The following is a 17072-nucleotide window of genomic DNA, read 5'->3' on the forward strand; positions in this document are numbered from 1 at the left end:
CAACTGCCCCCTCGGTTTTGTAGATATGTATAAAATTCTTATTCAACTAAACTGCCCCGTTTGTTAAAGAAGCCTAAAAAAGTACATAAATAAACAATATACAAACCAAACTAAGAAAAAAAGTGGTGAATCATAATGGCTAATTCAAAAACGAATCAACTGCTCATAGGAAGTACAATATTATCTAGTGCTCTTAGCATCACAATTATTGCTTTGACAATTTATCACCATTTTACAATTCAAGATAAAATTGATGAACTAAAGAAGGCTTAGTTAACTAAGCCTTCTTTAACTAACCTGCCCCGTTTGTTTAAAAAGGAATTCAACAAAAAGGCGGTTAATCCTTACTGGATCAACACACCCGTTAATTCAACAAATAGACTTCATTCTGAGGTCATGTATCTGCTGAAAAAGCTGATTCTTTTTTTGTTAGCTGGACCTTTTGGGTACTAAGGACAAAACTAATGATTGCTGCAATACTACAAACATACGGAAGGAAAGGGTATCCCCAATTAGATATGACATAACCACCAATCATTGAACCAATTGTAATACCAATATACAGAGCCGTATTATTCCACGCCATAACAATTCCTCGTTCTTTTGGATATTCGACCGCTAATCGTGCTTGGTATGATGTAAATCCAGCATATCCAACCAAAGCCCATATGAATAGGAAGAAATAAATCCAATCGCCAGATGAGAAGAATATACCTAAACAAACGAGTATTAGAGTCAAGAAAATTAGTGTAGCTTTCGAAATCTTCCTTTCTCCAAACCTATCTGTTAATTGTCCACTTATAAGACTCCCTAAAACAGCACCGATACCATAAAAAGTAACAGCTAATGCGATTTCTGATGATGAGAATCTATTTTCGGAATAAAGAGCCGCACCTAAGTAAATATAAAGAGCATACATTGAAATTGCCCAAATGGCTGTAACACTTACCGAACCAAGTATTCTTAGCAGATTTCCTTCTAATAAATTTCTTGTTAAATCGCTTTTAGAAACGTATTTCCACGTTTTGAAATTTACTACCGCCAATATAGTTCCTATAATAGCCATTACAACAAATACCGAACGCCAACCAAGAAAAAGCTCTAGTAACGTACCGAATGGGGCTCCCGCCCATAGGGCTGTTAAATGTCCCGAAACAACAATAGAAAGCCAAGTTCCTCTCCGATTTAATGGTGCAATATCCCCGATAATTGCATAAATCAAAGGGGTGACCGCAGCAACGGACAAACCAGCTAAAATACGACTAATGATTAACCAGGTAAAAGAAGGTGAAAAGGCAGTTAAGGCATTAGAGAAGGAAAATAACAATAACCCAAACGAAATAAAAGCCCCACGTCCATTTTTATCTGAAGCCCAACCAAAGAAAGGTGCTGCAATAGCATATGTTACAGCAAAAACAGTTACCATCCATCCTGTCATAGCTGAACTAACATTATACGCTTCCGAAATGAACGGTAGTAACGGAGACACTACAAATAAATCAGTCCCCATTAGAAACAAAGTTACCCAACCAACACTTAAACATATTCTCCCTCGCAACCCCATTACATCCCCCATTTACATTTATTATTAAATGTATATTTTTCAGAGTTGTAAAAAGGACTTCCTTTCAAGTAAACTGCCCCGTTAGCACCTTCATTCATTCTTTCTTTCCATTCAATTGTCGGTTTATTTTAAATTAGCTGTTCAAAGGTCATAATATCCTCCTGTAGAGTTTCCTTATTAATTTGGGACTTCCTTATCCTTATCACAAGCCCCTAAAAGAAAGGCTGAAGAAAAAATAAAAAACAGGGCTATCTTTTTCATACGTTATAACTCCCTTATGTCTATATGATAATTATAAGGGACAAGTTGGTAAAACATAATAATCTTTCAGATTATTTTTATTACTTCATCTTCAACTAAACTGCCCCGTTAGCTTAATAAACCTTCCCCTTGAGTCTTTATTTCTAGAAACCAGGCAATAATTCCTCTTGAAATCCAATTAATCGGGAGGGATTTATTTTGTTATTGTCTAAAGCGTGGGAAACATATGAAGCGGATAAACGAATTGAAGGCTTTTCCCCCTATACGTTAAAAGCCTATGGGATTCAGGCAAAGCTGATTATTAAGTTCTTTGAGGATGCAGATATTGCCACATTAACCACCGATCTTTTGAAGGCATACCTCGCAAATCCAAGTAGGAGCTTAAAACCTTCGAGTTTAGCACACAGGATACGGTTTATGAAGTCATTGTTCCGTTGGTGTCACGAGGAAGGTCATATATCCCATAACCCAGCAGCTAAAATCAAGGAACCTAAAGTCGGAAAGAGAATCCCCAAGTTTTTAACCGAAAAGGAGATTGAAATGTTGCGTGAGGCTTGTATAAGTCCAATGGAAAAAGCCTTATTCGAATTTATGTTCTCGACGGGGTGTAGGATAGGAGAAATCGTATCGCTAGAGTGCAATTCAATTAATTGGTCTAACCGTTCTGCTATTGTAAGAGGAAAAGGAGACAAGGAACGTGAGGTCTATTTCAATATTCGAGCTGAAATCTGGCTAAAGCGATACATTGACAGCCGTGAGGATAATGACGCAGCTATTTTTGTGACAGAACGGCACCCACATAGGATGAGTATTGCCCAAATGAGATATGTGATAAAGAGAATTTCTGCTCGTGCGGGAATCAATAAGGAAATCCATCCCCACCAACTTAGACACAGCTATGCAACCCACTTATTAAACAATGGTGCCCCAATTGAAGTCATCCAGAGTCTTTTGGGGCACGAGAAGAGTGAAACCACTCGGATTTATGCCCAACTAAGCGGCAGGTTAAGACAAGAATTTTATCAAAAGTATTTCTAAGCAAAGAGCAACGCGTCTCAAGCGTTGCTCTTTGCTCTTGTGCTTTCGCACCCGTTAGTTCAATAAGAAATGAGATGCTTCTTCAACAATCGGGTCCTTTAATGGAAGAACTAAGATATTTATGTTAGCTGATATAGCTCTGTAAGAACAGTAAAAAATTTAAACCTGAAGTGCCTTTTGTAATGATTTTTTCATTGCTTCTACAAAGTCATTACGTGTCTCTTCAGATAATTCCAATAAGGAAAGATAAGGATTTAAATCTTCTAATTCTACCAATAGCAGCTCCCCTTGTTCGCTTCGACAGGCATCAACTCGTTGAATACCCCAGTCAAGATTATTCCAGTCGATGAAACGTTTAGCAAAAGCTAGATCTTCTTCCGTAGGTACATACTCTTTCAATTCCCATCTTTTATCTTTATCTGGTGCATAAAGGCCGTACTGAAATTCTTTGTCGATAAAATAAAATGAGACTTCATATTCAAAATCGATAAATGGTTGTACCAATGTATTTTTCGATTCTGAATTAACTTTCTCACTCAATTCATCTTTTGTAACGAATTCCATCCCGATCGAGTCTGCCCCATCTTTCGGCTTTACGATATACCTGTCTACACTAGGGAGTTTATTTAGGGAATCAAGGGTATCAATCGTTGGAATGACAGGAAAATGAGCATTTGTTAGTTCAAGTAAATATTCTTTTCCGTTCATATCAGCCTTCCCATCAAACGAATTATATGTGTTTAAATGTTTAGAAACAATTCGGTTGCGGAACGCTTCATATTTTTCTTTAAAATTTGCGACTGGACCTGCATTTCGAAAGACAATTAAATCAACTTGATCTTCAAATGCCTCGATATCTTCAGGATGACAGATACCCAAATTAAAGTCTTCTCTTAGTTTAGAAGTAAGAAATAAATCCTCTTCATAATAGTTTCTTCCTTTTGCTTCATAATATAAATCTGTTACAAATAGTAGCGTCTTCATTACGCCTTCACCCACTTTTCTTAAATTTTTATTGTAAAAACATCCTAAAAAACAAAAAATCCCGTCTCAGTAAGAGACGAGATTGAAACTCGCGGTACCACTCTTGTTTAATAAAATGTTTGTAATAACACTTTACTACCCTTTACAAACGTACAATCATACGTTGTCCCTTGTCACGGAGGGGACCGATAAAGCTTACTAAAAATTCAGCTTTACTTCTCGGAGATGATTTTCGGCTATTATCTGAACACTGGTTTTCAGCAAACACCAGCTCTCTGTGGAACAGAACCAATAACGTACTCTTTCTCTTCATAGAATTTAAATTAAATTAATTAGACATCATTATATTACTATTCTGAAAATAAGGCAAATGGATATTTAAGGGAAGTTTACTGGATTCCTATAATTATTTTCTTGAACACTTTAATATCCTCTTCCTTTTAAAAGTGTTTCTTAACAAACTGACCCTGTTTGTTGATTGATTAATTCAGTTTTAATATTTGATTTAAAAATGAACTTCATCATTGAATTCAAACACGAAGTTTTTGAAAAAGTTGAAACGATAAGCTACTCAATTTTTGTTCCCGTATTCTTTGCCTACATTGATATTTCGGTTGAATGCATATGCGACATCTACTTTTATCATATTTTACTACCACTCCTGGTTATTTAATTGGTTCAAATATCAAAATAATAACAAAGTGTTGTTGAGCTAACCTGCCCCGTTTGTTCAATAAAGAATTCACCAAAAAGGTGCCTTAATCCTTCTTGGATCAAAGCACCCGTTTGTTTAAGTGCATCACTTCACAAACTTAGCTGTTTATTGAAGCGAAATTCTTTTAATTTATTTCCGTTCGTATTTCACAAGGTATGGAAAAATTAGCGAAATTAGCAAACTATATACAAGTCCCACTGTAACAGTAAATGGAATAGTAAATGATTGGTTTTTTGCATATGGACCTAAAATAACTACTATTGGTACTGATATTAGTAAACCTATTAAAATCCTCGATGAAAAATTTGCCCTATATTCCGTTCCACAGTGACTGCATTTAATTCTATAACCTAGGAAGAGTGATTTATAAATTTGACTCCACTTCATTTTCTTTTTACATTCACCACATCTTTGTAACCCCATACTTTCCCATTCCCCCTTTGAATGGTAACTTAGATAACCTAATTGTATCATTAGTTTCCACTTTTTGGTATTTTTGCTTCTTCAACTAATCTGCCCCGTTAGCACAATAACAACAAGAGAGTGGACGTGGCGGCATAGTATAACCGTCCCCTTAAGAAAATTAATAGCGATAGTTGTCCGATTGGAGCTCATTATATTGCTTATTGGTGAAAGGTTAATATAAATCATTATTTTTCTGTATTAATTTATCACAAGCAGCTATAAAGCATAATACGCCTAATGTTTTTACAATGGTGTTACCTATAACAGAGTTTTCCACAGTTGTGCCCAGGAGAAGACTTCCCAAAAATAAAAGAAAAAAACCAAACAAGGTCTTCATATATACTCCTTCTTGTTTTATTCCTTGTATAACCTCTATATTGTTCCAATAAATCCTTTTTCCACAAACCTGCCCCGTTAGTTTAAAAAAGACTTCAAAAAAGAGAGCCATCCGTTCACTGTTAACTTAAGTTTAATCCAAGAACGGGATTAGCCCGAAAAGGATAAAGTAGAGCAATATTCCTGTGATTTTCCATTTAGAATGTCTACAAATTACAATTAAGCTAATACATAAAATTGTGAACAAAATAAAGCCTACGGGTCTTAAGTGGCCTTCTAAAGGACCCGCTCTATTCATAGTTAAAACTAAGATGGAAATGAGGGCTAAAGGAACAAAAAACCAATTATTTTCTTTTTTCAAGTAAGCTCTGATACTTTCCAAATTATTAAAACCCCCTGCATTTTTATCCATATTTTAACACACACAATTAGATACATAATAGATATTTCTTCTTACACTAAACTCCCCGTTTGTTCAATAAGGATTTCAACAAAAGGGTGGTTAATCCTTCCTGGATCAACGCACCCGTTTAAAAGTGAATCGCATCTGTTTTAGAGTTATGCTGATTCAAGAGGTCTATATCAGATCCCCTAAAAAATAAATATGTACAGGTACTACTTTAATAAATCTGTTGATATTTGGAAACATTCTTATGGAGGAGGTGTCTTTGTTGAAAAGAACAACTGTTGGAATTATTGTTTTAACGGTCCTTTTTAGTACAGCTTTTGTATTCTTTAGCAATAAATCTAATATTAAAGGTACATCTGTGAAAGCTAACGAACAAACTGACTATGAACAAAAACTACAAAGAAGCGTTGAAAAAGGGCTTCAGGAATATGATGTTGTTCATCAAGTTATGCCTTGGTATTATGAAACAATGGTTATATTTAATATTCAAACCACAATAAATGGCAACGACGCTAAAGCAAAAAAATTCGCAGGACAAATAAAAAACAAAGTTGATGATATAGTTCTTTCAAAGAAAATAAAAACACATTACAAGCATTACTTTATAGCTATCTACAATGCAAATGGCGAAGACCTCGTTACTCGTTCAAAAGATGGTTCTCTTAAAAAGGATATAAAAAATATCGGTACTATACAGACTGAAAAGTTGCCACAAGAGTATACCCAAGAACAGGCACTTAAAAATGGAGATATATTAATGAAGAATAGAACCAAAAAGCAAAAGGAGAAAATTAAACAGTTTAAGCGGAGTGTCATAGATGGAAAACCAGATTTTATACGATTCACCCGGTTTACTTCCTCTGGTGCTGCTGTATTAACAGAGTACCATTTTAACGGGCAGATGATTTATTATCGGTACGACAGTTCAAGAGATAAATCAGGGGTATCTGACATTTTGGAAGACTATTGCAAAGAACTTGTAACCGATTCAGAAATGTCATATATTACTCAATGTTACAAGAACCATACGCTCGAGTTTTAAGCTTTTTTCATATGAATACGGTGAAGTGACACTTGGAATCTATCCAGGTGTTTTTGAAAACGTTGTTAAACTAACCTGCCTGTTGTTTGTTCAATAAGGTGTTCAACAAAAAGGGCGGTTAATAATCATTCCTGGATTAAAGCTCACGTTAGCTGAACAAGAACTTATTTAGATTTAAAGTAAATTATCTCGGGGTCTCCTTCATCTAAATTTTCAATAAATCCACTTTGTATGAATCCATTTGCTTTAAAAACTTTTTGCATTGTTTGATTTGATTTATTGGTTGAAGAGAAAATTTTCTTTGTTGGCGAATTGTTTATAAAACACTTAATAAGCGATGTTGCGTATCCTTTTCTTCTTTCAGTGTGCCTTACAATTATCAGTGAAATGAAGCTACAATCAAAGAAATGAGTATCATATATTAAAAAACCAACGATAAGATTATTATCATTAGCAACAATACATCGCTCTTCTTCAATGGCTTTCAAAATGTATTCACGTCTGCTATTGTTACCGATAACTTCTTCATCTATCTTCATTATCTCATCTAAATAATTTATTTGAGCCATTTCTAAGGACTTCAAAATGTAGCCTCCTTAACTTTTAAAATTACAAAATTCGCTACGGAATAAAACATATCCTCTTACACTAACCTGCCCCGTTTCTTCAATAAGGAGTTCAATAAAAAAGGTGGTTAATCCTTCTGGATCAACGACCTTTTACTTTATGTACAACTTATTAAAAATGGCAGGATGCATCATAATGAGCTTATATTATATTTTTGTATCTAGTTTTATTACCTTTAGTTTCTTAATTAATTTACCATCAACATACCAGAATAAAACCGAAACAAATACAAATAAAAAAACCAGAAAAATATTACTCATAACATACCTATATAAAGAAAAATCTGCATAATTGGGAGTTAAAAAATGCAAAATGGGAAGAAATAAAATTCCTCCAAGGATATAAAAAGGGAGAGAATTAAGCCTATTACTTTTGTTATTTCCCATTACCAAATCAATTAATAGTGAGTAGGGTATGCCATAAAAGAAAATCACAATAAAAGGTAATATCAAATAAACAATCCACAATAACATTCCTTCGTTCCCGTAATTGAGATAATATATAACTGCTAAAATGAAAAACAAGAGCACCGTTATACTGGAAACTATGAGAGCGGTTAATAACTTTCTAATAAACATAAATGTTCCCCTTTATTAAATTGAAATAAGTGCCCCTAATAAATGTGTACGGATTTTTTTAAAATTCTTCTTGAGCTCACCTGCCCTGTTGGTTGAGGAAGGAAACTTAACAGTTTGTGGTTATCCATTTAACAGCTTCATTTAGGTCCTCAGCCACAAAATCGGGTTTTACTTGCACACAACGACCAAAAAATTCATTGTTTAAGTATTTCTTAAGGGCCGCTTTTCCACTACCTGTTTTCACTAAAATTTCATTTTTATTGACCATATTTTTTATTCCACTCAGCAATCCAACCGTCTAGATTATTGTTTTGTACTTCTTCAGCTGTTTTACCTTCAAGGGAGTAACCCCATCCTACTACACCATCTTCTGCTGGATAGGAGGTACCACCGATTATTTGACCATCAAAGATAAATACTCTAACTTCGACTTTAGTCCCATTAATCTTAATTACTGGATGATTTTTTACAATAAAAATTTCTTGGATAATATCTTTTCCTATATATGATTCTGGTGAAACAGTTTGTCTAGCCCATATAGAAATGTGGGGCATTTCCACTAGTTCCTGCCTGTTAACTGAATAAATATAACTTCCTTCATAGGATTTTACTGAATAACCCTTTTCCAAAAGATAATCCCTTGCCAGTTCTCCATTAGAATCCATCTTTGGTACGCAGCCAACCAACAAAAGGAATAAAACAAAAAATACTATTTTTTTCATATAAGTCTCCAGTTTCTCAACCTCCTCAGGTCAGTGTTTGTATTTCTGTTTTCCATTCTGAATTCCTTCTTAAGCTAACCTGCACCGTTAGCACAATAACCACCGTTAAGTTGACCCCTCTTTATTAGAAAAATCTCAATCGTCCTTTTTGTAATTATTAGGTGGTTTTATAAACACATTCTCTCCAGGTTCAAATCCTTCTGGCTCCCAATAGTGATCTTCATAATTTTCTTGTTCAAATAAGTTACGTAAAAAGATTATTGCTTCTTCCCAAGTCGTAAACACCTGAAAAGGATAAGGTGGTTGACCTTCGTCATTCCAAACTGCCCAACTCCTATTGGGTAACTCCGTTGCATTCCATTGGGCATCTTCAGGAATACGAAAAATAAAAAAAGTGTTATCATAAGCTGTCTTCCAGTCTTGGAATCCCATTTCCGAAGCAAATTCATCATATTTATTAAAGATTAATCCCCTAAAGAACTTTTTAATTTTCATCTTGAACACCTCATACCTTGTTCAACTAACCTGCACCGTTTGTTCAATAAGGAATTCAACGAAAAAGGCGGTTAATCCTGCTGGACCAACGCACCCTCTAGCATATTATTCATTAAACACAAAATTTTCTAATAGTAAGTACACAAAAATAATTGCCAAATAGATAATGATGAAAATCTTGTATTTCACCAAAAAATTTATTTTAATTTCTTGCCTTAACTCTTTTGTGGAGTTTAATGCGATAATCAATATTATAGTGGATAGGAAATAACTGTATTTAAAATAGTGATTCATAATTGGTGTGAGTATTGCTATTATGATGACTATTACCCATAACCACCATTTTTCATTTACTTTCATTTAATCACCTTTAATTTAGTTATTACCTCTATTAATGAACTAACCTGCCCCTTAACTCAAAATGAAAAACATCATACCAGTGCAGTATAATAAAACATAAAAAAACCCCTTTTATAAAGGGGTAATGGTTTCAGCAATAACATTTCTTAGAAAAGCTATATCCTTCCGAATTTGGTCTTTGCAAATTGGATCAGCACATTTATTAAGGTCCATTAAAAGCCTGCCAAGTTCCCTCTTAATAAGAAATTGCTCTTGTTCTTCCATTTGGTTCTCCCTAATAATGTCACTTATACTCATGGCCCTTTACCCGAATAAGATGCTATTAAACCAAGAAACCAAAACCTTTTCAGCTTCTTATTGAACTAACCTGCCCCGTTTGTTTAATAAGGAATTCAATAAAAAGGCGGTTAATCCTTTTTAGGTCAATGCACTCGACTGCCGAAATATAAACTTATACAATGAATACCTTATTCTAGTGGTTTCACTAAGTCCCCATTTAATTTGTTTGATATGTTTATTGCTTCTTTTCTATTTGTTGCTGGTCCTGATATTAATAGCCCGTCTTCAGGATCCCACTTATATGAAGCATTATCCCTTCCGGATTCAACCAGTTCATGAACGATAATAGTTAGTTCACTAAAATCATTATTTATATAAAGAATTCCATAGGTGTTACGCTCGCCTGGATGGGAATAATCCCTGAATGATAAAGTACCGTTGTTTCCCAAAAAAACAACTTCAACTTCCTTTTTATCAATTATAATATCTTTTGGCACATCACCTTTTATATCAATGGTTCCTGTGAACTACCCACCACTTAATTTCTATGAAATTTGAAGTGGGGGCTTCCAAAGGCTTTCACCTTTTTCTTTTATTGCTAGGTCATCCACAAGACTAACGCCTCATGTCACTAGCCTTGAATTCGTGGCGTCCCTACCACTACTGAAAATGGATACAGGCTATACGGGCACTGGTGCTCCAGCCATAAAACCTAAATCTGACAGTATCCTGATTCCGTACTGTTTTAGATTTCTGGCCGCATTATAGTCTCGATCCATTTTTGTGCGGCAATGCTCGCACACATACACTCTCTCTGAGAGCTTCACTGTTTCCTTTTTTGAATTGCATTCACTGCATCGTTTTGTGGAAGGAAAGAATTTATCTGCGAAGATAAGATGCTTTCCTTTTTTCTTCGCTTTATACTCCAACATGGTACGGAACATGCCAAACCCGTTGTCATGCAATTTCTTGCCAAGGGACAGGCATTGTGCCAAATTGCTCAAATCCAGGTCTTCCACCACAATAGCCGCATAATCATTGGTTATCTGATTGCTTCTTTTGTGGAGAAAATCTTTTCGCTGGTTTTTGGCCTTGGCCATGGTTTTTTGATAGTTCTTAAGCGTGTTTTGATAAGTAGTTGAGTAAAGAATCCTGCCCTCTGAATCCACCAGGGCTCTATTCCTTTTCCTGGCCAATGATTTGTTCAACCGTCTCTGGCGCTTTTCAATGATCTTATGGTACCTTGGATACCCGGCTTTACGACCCTGGCTATCGACGTATAAATCTGTTTGGCAATAATCCAGAGCCAGCACTTCATCAGCCTTGATGTTACTCCGCAAAGGCTCTTGTTTCATTGGATAATCCACAGACAACGATACCATATAGCGATCTCCTTCCCGTTTAATGGTCGCCTTCTTGATAATGGCTTCTTTAGGTAACTCACGATGCATGGCAATCGGGATTCCATTTCGAAACTTCGGGATACATAGTAGGAATTGTTCGTTGCGTTGGACGATTTTAATATTTCCATTCGTTTGATTGGTGGTGTAGCTGAACTTTCCTTGCTTCTTGCTGTGGAATTTGGGGAGGCCTTTCATGTCTCGCAGCGTTGGAACATACCCAATTGTTCGCATCTTTTTCCGGACAGTTTTTTTGTACTGCATCGGCTTTTTGGCGAATTCATCATTATATTTCTTCACCGCGGCCTGAAAACGCATTTTCGCATCATTGTAAACAAACGAATCGTTGGATTTATCCAGATAGTCATATTTCTGAGTGATGGTGGTGTAGTTAGGCGTTTTGTATTGAATATAGCCGCCTTGAAACCCGATTTTCTCCAAATGTTCGTAGAGTCCAGCTACATACTCGTTGTATACCTTTCGTTCGCATCCGAAAGAGCGTTCTAACACTTTCCTATCATCCTCAGCCGGGAAAATTGCGTAACGATACCCATACGTAACCCAATCGTCAGGCAGCTCTTTTTTGGTACCTTTTATATAGTTTCCATTCTTGTCGGTAGCCATCTTTTCACCTCCCTTGTCCATGTTTGAACGAAACTACTATATAAGGATATTTTACCAAACAGAACGTATGTTTGTCTTGTGTTAGCACATATATTTTTAACGGTTTCATTTCTAAGCCAAAACAGAAAACACACGCCATTCATCCCCCACCTAGAATCTTTCGGATTTTTGAGGAAGGGGACTTCTGGCTAAAATTCGTTAAAGCAGGATAAAATGAATCCTTCTATATGGTCAATCGTCCCTATATATCCAAGTATTTCATGACCTTCCTCTTATATACAATATAAAAGCAGATTGATATATTCTAATTATTCCGAAAAATAAAGGGGGTTTCAAATGGGAAAGTGGCATAACAAATTTATAGTTTTCTTTACCGCTCTAGTAATTGCTTTGGGGACTTACGCAGCTCCAGCAGGGGCTGTTTCAAATTCAGCGAGCTCCGTCGCTGAAAGAGCTTTATCTGTTGAAATTGAGGAAGCGACGATATTTGAATTGCAGCATGCTATGCAGAGTAGTATGTTAACCTCTGAGGAATTGGTTGAATTCTATCTCAATCGAATTGGGGAGTACGATGATAGCATTAACTCTATCATTACGGTTGACGAAAATGTATTAGAAGAAGCGAAACAACTAGATAAAGAGCGCAAAGCGGGAAATGTTCGCGGTCCCTTGCATGGAGTTCCGGTTATTTTAAAAGACAACTATGATACATATGATATGCAAACTACTGCGGGATCCCTGTCACTTGAAGGTTCCATCCCTCTAAAGGATGCCTATCAAACAAAAAGATTAAGAGATGAAGGTGCAATCATCTTAGGGAAAGCAAACCTGCATGAATTTGCTTTCGGATTCCAAACCATTAGTTCTGTTGGTGGACAAACCTATAATCCATATGATTTAACCAGATACCCAGGCGGTTCAAGCGGTGGAACGGCAGCAGCGGTTGCTTCCAACTTTGCCACTGTCGGATTAGGGACAGACACTGGTGGGTCCATCCGAATACCTTCGTCCTTTAATAACTTGGTTGGACTTCGCCCTACTATGGGACTTGCCAGCCGTGATGGAATCATTCCACTTGCACTATCACAGGATGTCGGCGGACCGATAGGACGGACGGTAGAAGATGTGGCTGTCGTGCTCGATGCAATTGCTGGCTATGACCCAGCAGATCCAGTTACTGAAGCCAGTATTGGAAAAGTTCCAAAAACCTATACTCATTATCTTAGGAAAAATGGATTAAAGAAAGCTCGGATAGGCGTAATTCGCGACCTGTTTGGGAAAGATCCTGAAGTCAATGAAGTGATGGATCAAGTGATTGCGGACATGGAAGGACTTGGAGCAGAAGTGTTTGAGGTAACAGTTCCCAATCTTAGTACAATTCTTTCTTATCCAAGTTTAAGCGGATACGAATTTAAGTTTCAGTTAAATGATTATTTGGCCAGCCTTGGGCCGAATGCACCTGTAAGAACCTTATCAGATATTATCGAAAGCGGAAAATTCCATCCAAGTTTAGAAAGCGCATTAAAATCGCGGAATGAAAGAGAATCATTAGAAAATGATACAGAATACCAAAACATTATTACCAATCGTCCTAAAATGGCAAGGGAAAGCTTAATGGTAACATTTAATGAACATGACCTTGATGCACTACTCTATCCAACTTCGAGTGCTTTACCGGCACAGGTGGGCAAAAGCCAAGGTGCAGGAAATGCTAATCGCTTAAGTCCTTATTCAGGTTTCCCTGCAATCTCGGTTCCTGCTGGCTTCAGTGACAACGGCCTTCCAGTCGGGCTCGAGCTGCTAGGAAAAGAATTCGACGAGCCAACATTGATTAAACTTGCCTATGCTTATCAAGAAGGAACTAACCATCGAAAAGCGCCTAAACTAAAATAGGAACCTTCATAGAAAAAGAGGTCTGTCTCAATAGTCTTGCAAGTCTTGAGAATTGTCCTCAAAATATAATATACCGTATTTTACTGAAGTAAACCTTTATATTTAAGGGTGAGCTGCACCAAGGTGATGAACTTTGGTCATCGGCTTAAGGTGTATCGATAATTTCAAAAACATGCCCCCTAAAACTGGACACAAAACACCAAGTTCAGGGGGCATATCATTTATTGCGTTTTTCTTTATCTATAATTAATCTGTTTGTTTCACACTTAAGTTTACAAGTCTATCGGCTTGCCACCTGTTACCCCATAAATCTGACCGGTGATATAGCTTGCTTCATCGGAGGCCAGAAGAACATACACCGGTGCAAGCTCGACTGGCTGTCCTGCACGGCCTAGAGGATAGTTTTGGCCAAACTCAGGGATTTGCCCATCCAATTTTCCGTTATCCAACTGCAACGGCGTCCAAATTGGCCCCGGCGCGACACCATTTACACGTACACCCTTCGAAGCAAAGTACGAGGACAAGGCAACCGTAAAGTTGCTTATCGCACCTTTTGTAGCGGCATAATCCGCTAAAGACTCGGATGGATTGAAAGACTGAACCGATGTCGTGGTGATAATCGCGCTTCCTGGTTCCAAATGTTCTTCGGCCGCTTTTACTGACTCAAACATACTGATGATGTTAACTTTGAAGGTGTCATGGACTTGCTTCATTGTTAACTCACTTAGGGATGGCTGCGCGATTTGCTGCGCGGCATTCAATACTAGCGTGTCCAATCCGCCAAAAGCTTCGACTGTTTTTGTAACAATCTCCGTCGCTGCGCCATCTTCCCTCAAGTCATACGGCAGCAGCAATGCTTTTCTGCCTGCTTCTTCAATTAATGCTTTGACTTCGTTGGCATCTTCCTCTTCACCAGGGAAGAATTGAATGGCCACATTGGCGCCTTCTCGGGCATAGGCAATGGCGGCGGCACGGCCAATCCCGGAATCGCCGCCGGTAATCAAGGCATTCCGTCCTTCCAAGCGATTGTATCCTTTATATGATTCTTCCCCGCAGTCGGGTTTTGGAGTCATTTCATTCTGTAACGCTGGAGTATCCTGTTCTTGATCCGGGAATTTTTCCGTGTAAAATTTCTTGCGTGGATCGGTTAAATGTGGGTTTCCCATCAAAAATCATCTCCTATCTTGATTCATTCTTAAATGTTAAGGGGCAAAAAAAAAGGCCGAATGGCTATTAAAACAGTTTGCATGATTGCACTACCTGCACCCTGTTATATTTCTTGAATACCCTTTGAGCATCTCTTTAAACGACTCCAGATCTATTACCCTCTCCAAACCCACTAGGTTAGTAACTAAACTGTAATCTGATTGTTAGGTAAAAACATTATTGATGAAATCTTAATTGTATACAATTAATACTTGTTAAGGAGTGATGGAAGATGAAAAGCATTACAGTCGATAAGTTGAAATTCAAGAAAGAATTATCGATGATTGAACAAATCACACTGAAAGATTTTCTGTATACCTGGGTTAGGGGCTTAAGCAAAGGATTGGACAATGATTTTTTCCACCTTGAGTACACTGTAGATGTATTCGCCAAAATGGAAAAAACGACGAATGATACCGATTTGTTGATTTCTGATGAGTATTATTTCAGATACATAACTATCACTGAGGATAATCAAATTGTCATAGGTATTTTAGATAGGAATTTAGAATTACAACATAAAATCATTTCAATACAAGAATTAAAGAATTCTTAACCATACAAAAAGAGGCAGCGTGGTACTTAAGCCTATCGCAAAACGTGAATTTACAGCTAAATATGTAAAGAAATGTAGTTAATTTGCACCGTATTTACGGTGCTTTTTGTATTGTATGCGAAAAATAACCTAGGTTCAATTAAACTTAAGCAAAACAACGTAGAGATGCTTATTGAACTAAAGCACCGTTAGTTCAAGAAAAAATTACAACTTACTTAGTTTCTCTTCTATCCGCCGTGTAGTCTAATACGAAATAAAGGATGTACATTGAAATAAAGTAAACCACCGCCGAATAGATTATATTCCATTCACCATAATATAAAACTCTAATATAAACTGCATACAATTCAAGTAATACAAGAATGCAGGTCCATCCCAAGATATATAAAAATTTCTTAATGGCATTTGATTTCAAGGGAAAGTAATTAAAAATAATAAGCAGTACAGCAATCTCACCAAGAGCCACAACAAGGTATAACCACTCTATTTGTTCTTTATCAAAATACCAGTAAAGTTTGTACTTTAAATCAAGATACAAATCAGTTACAAAATTCATTAACAATGCAAACTGTATTGTAGCTAGTAACTCGTGCCTAGTTCTTTTTCTGGGCATTTTGAGGGCAATTAAAAGAACTAATATAACTGTCACAATAAATAGCTTCACCAAGAGGAACACCTCGTTTTATAAAAAACAACAATATCAACCATATTATCTTTATTTTTCTATGAATTATTCTTCTTTAACTGCCCCGTTTGTTCAATAAGGGATTCAATTAAAAAAGGCGGTTAATCCTTCTTGGATCAACATACCGTGTTTTAATAGCCAGATTAACTGATAATTATCTTCAAATCTTCATAGTTTACTCCATAGATTTAGTTTTACAACTGTTTATTGAAATCCCTGATCACGCTTACCAAAATCAATTATGGGATTATAACTTTAATAAGCTCTACAATCTGCTGAGTGAATGAAATAAAGATTTTATATAAACTTTTCTTTGTAATATTTACGTAATTCGAGTGCATTATCTTCCCATTCTATTGTACGACCATGGATTAATTGACCAAGGACATCCAAACATCTATGCCATCCTGCAGCTATATATATCGCCATTTCTCGATTATCAAACGTATGACGAAACATTAAGGTGCACCCTTGATCCACTTCATGTATGCTCATCTCTAACAAATCATCAACTTCCCGAAAACAAAAGGAATCTGGAGGATTTAATTCGGTAATAACTGCCTCATAAATTGACCCTTCACCGTCATCAAACTTTATCTTTCCACCCACTCTAAGATCCATATCTCCAGTTGCAAATGGATACCATTGAGTGAAGTAGTCAGAATTCGTTAAAAAACGAAATACTTTTTCAGGGCTAAATGGATAGTTACGTTTAAAAACCAAAACGTGTCTTCCCTCTTTTTTATGGAGACTGCCATAGTTACTCATGATTGTTTACTCCCTTTTTTTTATATAGTGTACATTTCCGATACTTACACATGGCTGGAATATTC

17 protein-coding genes and 1 other annotated feature are annotated in these 17072 nt (G+C 36.5%); of the genes, 4 read left to right on the plus strand and 13 right to left on the minus strand.

Annotation, left to right across the window (positions count from 1 at the left end; genetic code table 11):
- Positions 1–394 precede the first annotated feature (394 nt).
- Positions 395–1564: an MFS transporter gene (locus AM500_RS18920; protein WP_053600617.1), complete on the minus strand. Its 1170-nt coding sequence runs from the start codon at positions 1562–1564 to the stop codon at positions 395–397.
- A gap of 459 nt (positions 1565–2023) precedes the next feature.
- On the opposite strand from AM500_RS18920, the gene AM500_RS18925 reads away from it, so the two are divergent.
- On the plus strand, positions 2024–2863 hold the full coding sequence (locus AM500_RS18925; RefSeq protein ID WP_053600618.1) for a tyrosine-type recombinase/integrase: 840 nt from the start codon (positions 2024–2026) through the stop codon (positions 2861–2863).
- A 159-nt stretch (positions 2864–3022) separates the two neighbouring features.
- On the opposite strand, the gene AM500_RS18930 is transcribed toward AM500_RS18925, so the two are convergent.
- From AM500_RS18930 to AM500_RS25935, 3 genes are all read right to left on the minus strand, one after another.
- Entirely contained in the window at positions 3023–3847 is an 825-nt protein-coding gene (locus AM500_RS18930) for an ATP-grasp domain-containing protein (protein WP_053600619.1), read from the minus strand.
- A 69-nt stretch (positions 3848–3916) separates the two neighbouring features.
- Positions 3917–4169: a binding site (T-box leader), on the minus strand.
- A gap of 522 nt (positions 4170–4691) precedes the next feature.
- A complete protein-coding gene (locus tag AM500_RS26450) occupies positions 4692–5036 on the minus strand; it encodes a TIGR04104 family putative zinc finger protein (RefSeq protein ID WP_082347296.1) in 345 nt (114 codons plus the stop codon).
- Between the two features lie 163 nt (positions 5037–5199).
- A complete protein-coding gene (locus AM500_RS25935; RefSeq protein WP_197282620.1) occupies positions 5200–5364 on the minus strand; it encodes a hypothetical protein in 165 nt (54 codons plus the stop codon).
- A gap of 670 nt (positions 5365–6034) precedes the next feature.
- Here AM500_RS25935 and AM500_RS18950 point away from each other — a divergent pair.
- Positions 6035–6814 (plus strand): DUF4362 domain-containing protein, encoded by a 780-nt coding sequence (locus AM500_RS18950; protein WP_053600623.1) that lies wholly within the window; start codon positions 6035–6037, stop codon positions 6812–6814.
- A 164-nt stretch (positions 6815–6978) separates the two neighbouring features.
- On the opposite strand, the gene AM500_RS18955 is transcribed toward AM500_RS18950, so the two are convergent.
- From AM500_RS18955 to AM500_RS18985, 6 genes are all read right to left on the minus strand, one after another.
- A complete protein-coding gene (locus AM500_RS18955; protein WP_442854017.1) occupies positions 6979–7383 on the minus strand; it encodes a GNAT family N-acetyltransferase in 405 nt (134 codons plus the stop codon).
- Positions 7384–8276: 893 nt separating this feature from the next.
- Positions 8277–8741, minus strand: a complete 465-nt coding sequence (locus AM500_RS18965) for a hypothetical protein (RefSeq protein ID WP_053600626.1) — start codon at positions 8739–8741, stop codon at positions 8277–8279.
- A 135-nt stretch (positions 8742–8876) separates the two neighbouring features.
- Positions 8877–9236, minus strand: coding sequence for a hypothetical protein (locus AM500_RS18970; RefSeq protein WP_231688040.1), 360 nt, complete (start codon positions 9234–9236; stop codon positions 8877–8879).
- A 471-nt stretch (positions 9237–9707) separates the two neighbouring features.
- Positions 9708–9860: a hypothetical protein gene (locus AM500_RS25610; protein ID WP_156319853.1), complete on the minus strand. Its 153-nt coding sequence runs from the start codon at positions 9858–9860 to the stop codon at positions 9708–9710.
- Positions 9861–10063: 203 nt separating this feature from the next.
- A complete protein-coding gene (locus AM500_RS18980; RefSeq protein ID WP_053600628.1) occupies positions 10064–10372 on the minus strand; it encodes a hypothetical protein in 309 nt (102 codons plus the stop codon).
- A gap of 183 nt (positions 10373–10555) precedes the next feature.
- A complete protein-coding gene (locus tag AM500_RS18985; RefSeq protein WP_053600629.1) occupies positions 10556–11899 on the minus strand; it encodes an RNA-guided endonuclease InsQ/TnpB family protein in 1344 nt (447 codons plus the stop codon).
- Positions 11900–12235: 336 nt separating this feature from the next.
- Here AM500_RS18985 and AM500_RS18990 point away from each other — a divergent pair, with 336 nt between their 5' ends.
- Positions 12236–13792, plus strand: a complete 1557-nt coding sequence (locus AM500_RS18990; protein WP_053600630.1) for an amidase family protein — start codon at positions 12236–12238, stop codon at positions 13790–13792.
- A gap of 272 nt (positions 13793–14064) precedes the next feature.
- Here AM500_RS18990 and AM500_RS18995 read toward each other — a convergent pair whose 3' ends face one another.
- Positions 14065–14958, minus strand: a complete 894-nt coding sequence (locus AM500_RS18995) for an SDR family oxidoreductase (protein WP_053600631.1) — start codon at positions 14956–14958, stop codon at positions 14065–14067.
- A 272-nt stretch (positions 14959–15230) separates the two neighbouring features.
- On the opposite strand from AM500_RS18995, the gene AM500_RS19000 reads away from it, so the two are divergent.
- Positions 15231–15554, plus strand: coding sequence for a hypothetical protein (locus AM500_RS19000; protein WP_053600632.1), 324 nt, complete (start codon positions 15231–15233; stop codon positions 15552–15554).
- 211 nt (positions 15555–15765) lie between these two features.
- Here AM500_RS19000 and AM500_RS19005 read toward each other — a convergent pair whose 3' ends face one another.
- Positions 15766–16218: a CBO0543 family protein gene (locus tag AM500_RS19005; protein ID WP_053600633.1), complete on the minus strand. Its 453-nt coding sequence runs from the start codon at positions 16216–16218 to the stop codon at positions 15766–15768.
- Between the two features lie 318 nt (positions 16219–16536).
- Entirely contained in the window at positions 16537–17007 is a 471-nt protein-coding gene (locus tag AM500_RS19010; protein WP_053600634.1) for an SRPBCC family protein, read from the minus strand.
- Positions 17008–17072 lie beyond the last annotated feature (65 nt).

Source organism: Bacillus sp. FJAT-18017, assembly GCF_001278805.1.
Classification (GTDB): domain Bacteria; phylum Bacillota; class Bacilli; order Bacillales; family Cytobacillaceae; genus Bacillus_D.

Bases quoted from the DNA above. Each gene is read 5' to 3' on its own strand.
- AM500_RS18970 (WP_231688040.1), bottom strand. From the start codon at position 9,236: ATGAAAATTAAAAAGTTCTTTAGGGGATTAATCTTTAATAAATATGAT.
- AM500_RS18955 (WP_442854017.1), bottom strand. From the start codon at position 7,383: ATGGCTCAAATAAATTATTTAGATGAGATAATGAAGATAGATGAAGAA.
- AM500_RS25610 (WP_156319853.1), bottom strand. From the start codon at position 9,860: ATGGAAGAACAAGAGCAATTTCTTATTAAGAGGGAACTTGGCAGGCTT.
- AM500_RS25935 (WP_197282620.1), bottom strand. From the start codon at position 5,364: ATGAAGACCTTGTTTGGTTTTTTTCTTTTATTTTTGGGAAGTCTTCTC.
- AM500_RS18920 (WP_053600617.1), bottom strand. From the start codon at position 1,564: ATGGGGTTGCGAGGGAGAATATGTTTAAGTGTTGGTTGGGTAACTTTG.
- AM500_RS18985 (WP_053600629.1), bottom strand. From the start codon at position 11,899: ATGGCTACCGACAAGAATGGAAACTATATAAAAGGTACCAAAAAAGAG.
- AM500_RS18990 (WP_053600630.1), top strand. From the start codon at position 12,236: ATGGGAAAGTGGCATAACAAATTTATAGTTTTCTTTACCGCTCTAGTA.
- AM500_RS26450 (WP_082347296.1), bottom strand. From the start codon at position 5,036: ATGATACAATTAGGTTATCTAAGTTACCATTCAAAGGGGGAATGGGAA.
- AM500_RS18995 (WP_053600631.1), bottom strand. From the start codon at position 14,958: ATGGGAAACCCACATTTAACCGATCCACGCAAGAAATTTTACACGGAA.
- AM500_RS18965 (WP_053600626.1), bottom strand. From the start codon at position 8,741: ATGAAAAAAATAGTATTTTTTGTTTTATTCCTTTTGTTGGTTGGCTGC.
- AM500_RS19010 (WP_053600634.1), bottom strand. From the start codon at position 17,007: ATGAGTAACTATGGCAGTCTCCATAAAAAAGAGGGAAGACACGTTTTG.
- AM500_RS18930 (WP_053600619.1), bottom strand. From the start codon at position 3,847: ATGAAGACGCTACTATTTGTAACAGATTTATATTATGAAGCAAAAGGA.
- AM500_RS19000 (WP_053600632.1), top strand. From the start codon at position 15,231: ATGAAAAGCATTACAGTCGATAAGTTGAAATTCAAGAAAGAATTATCG.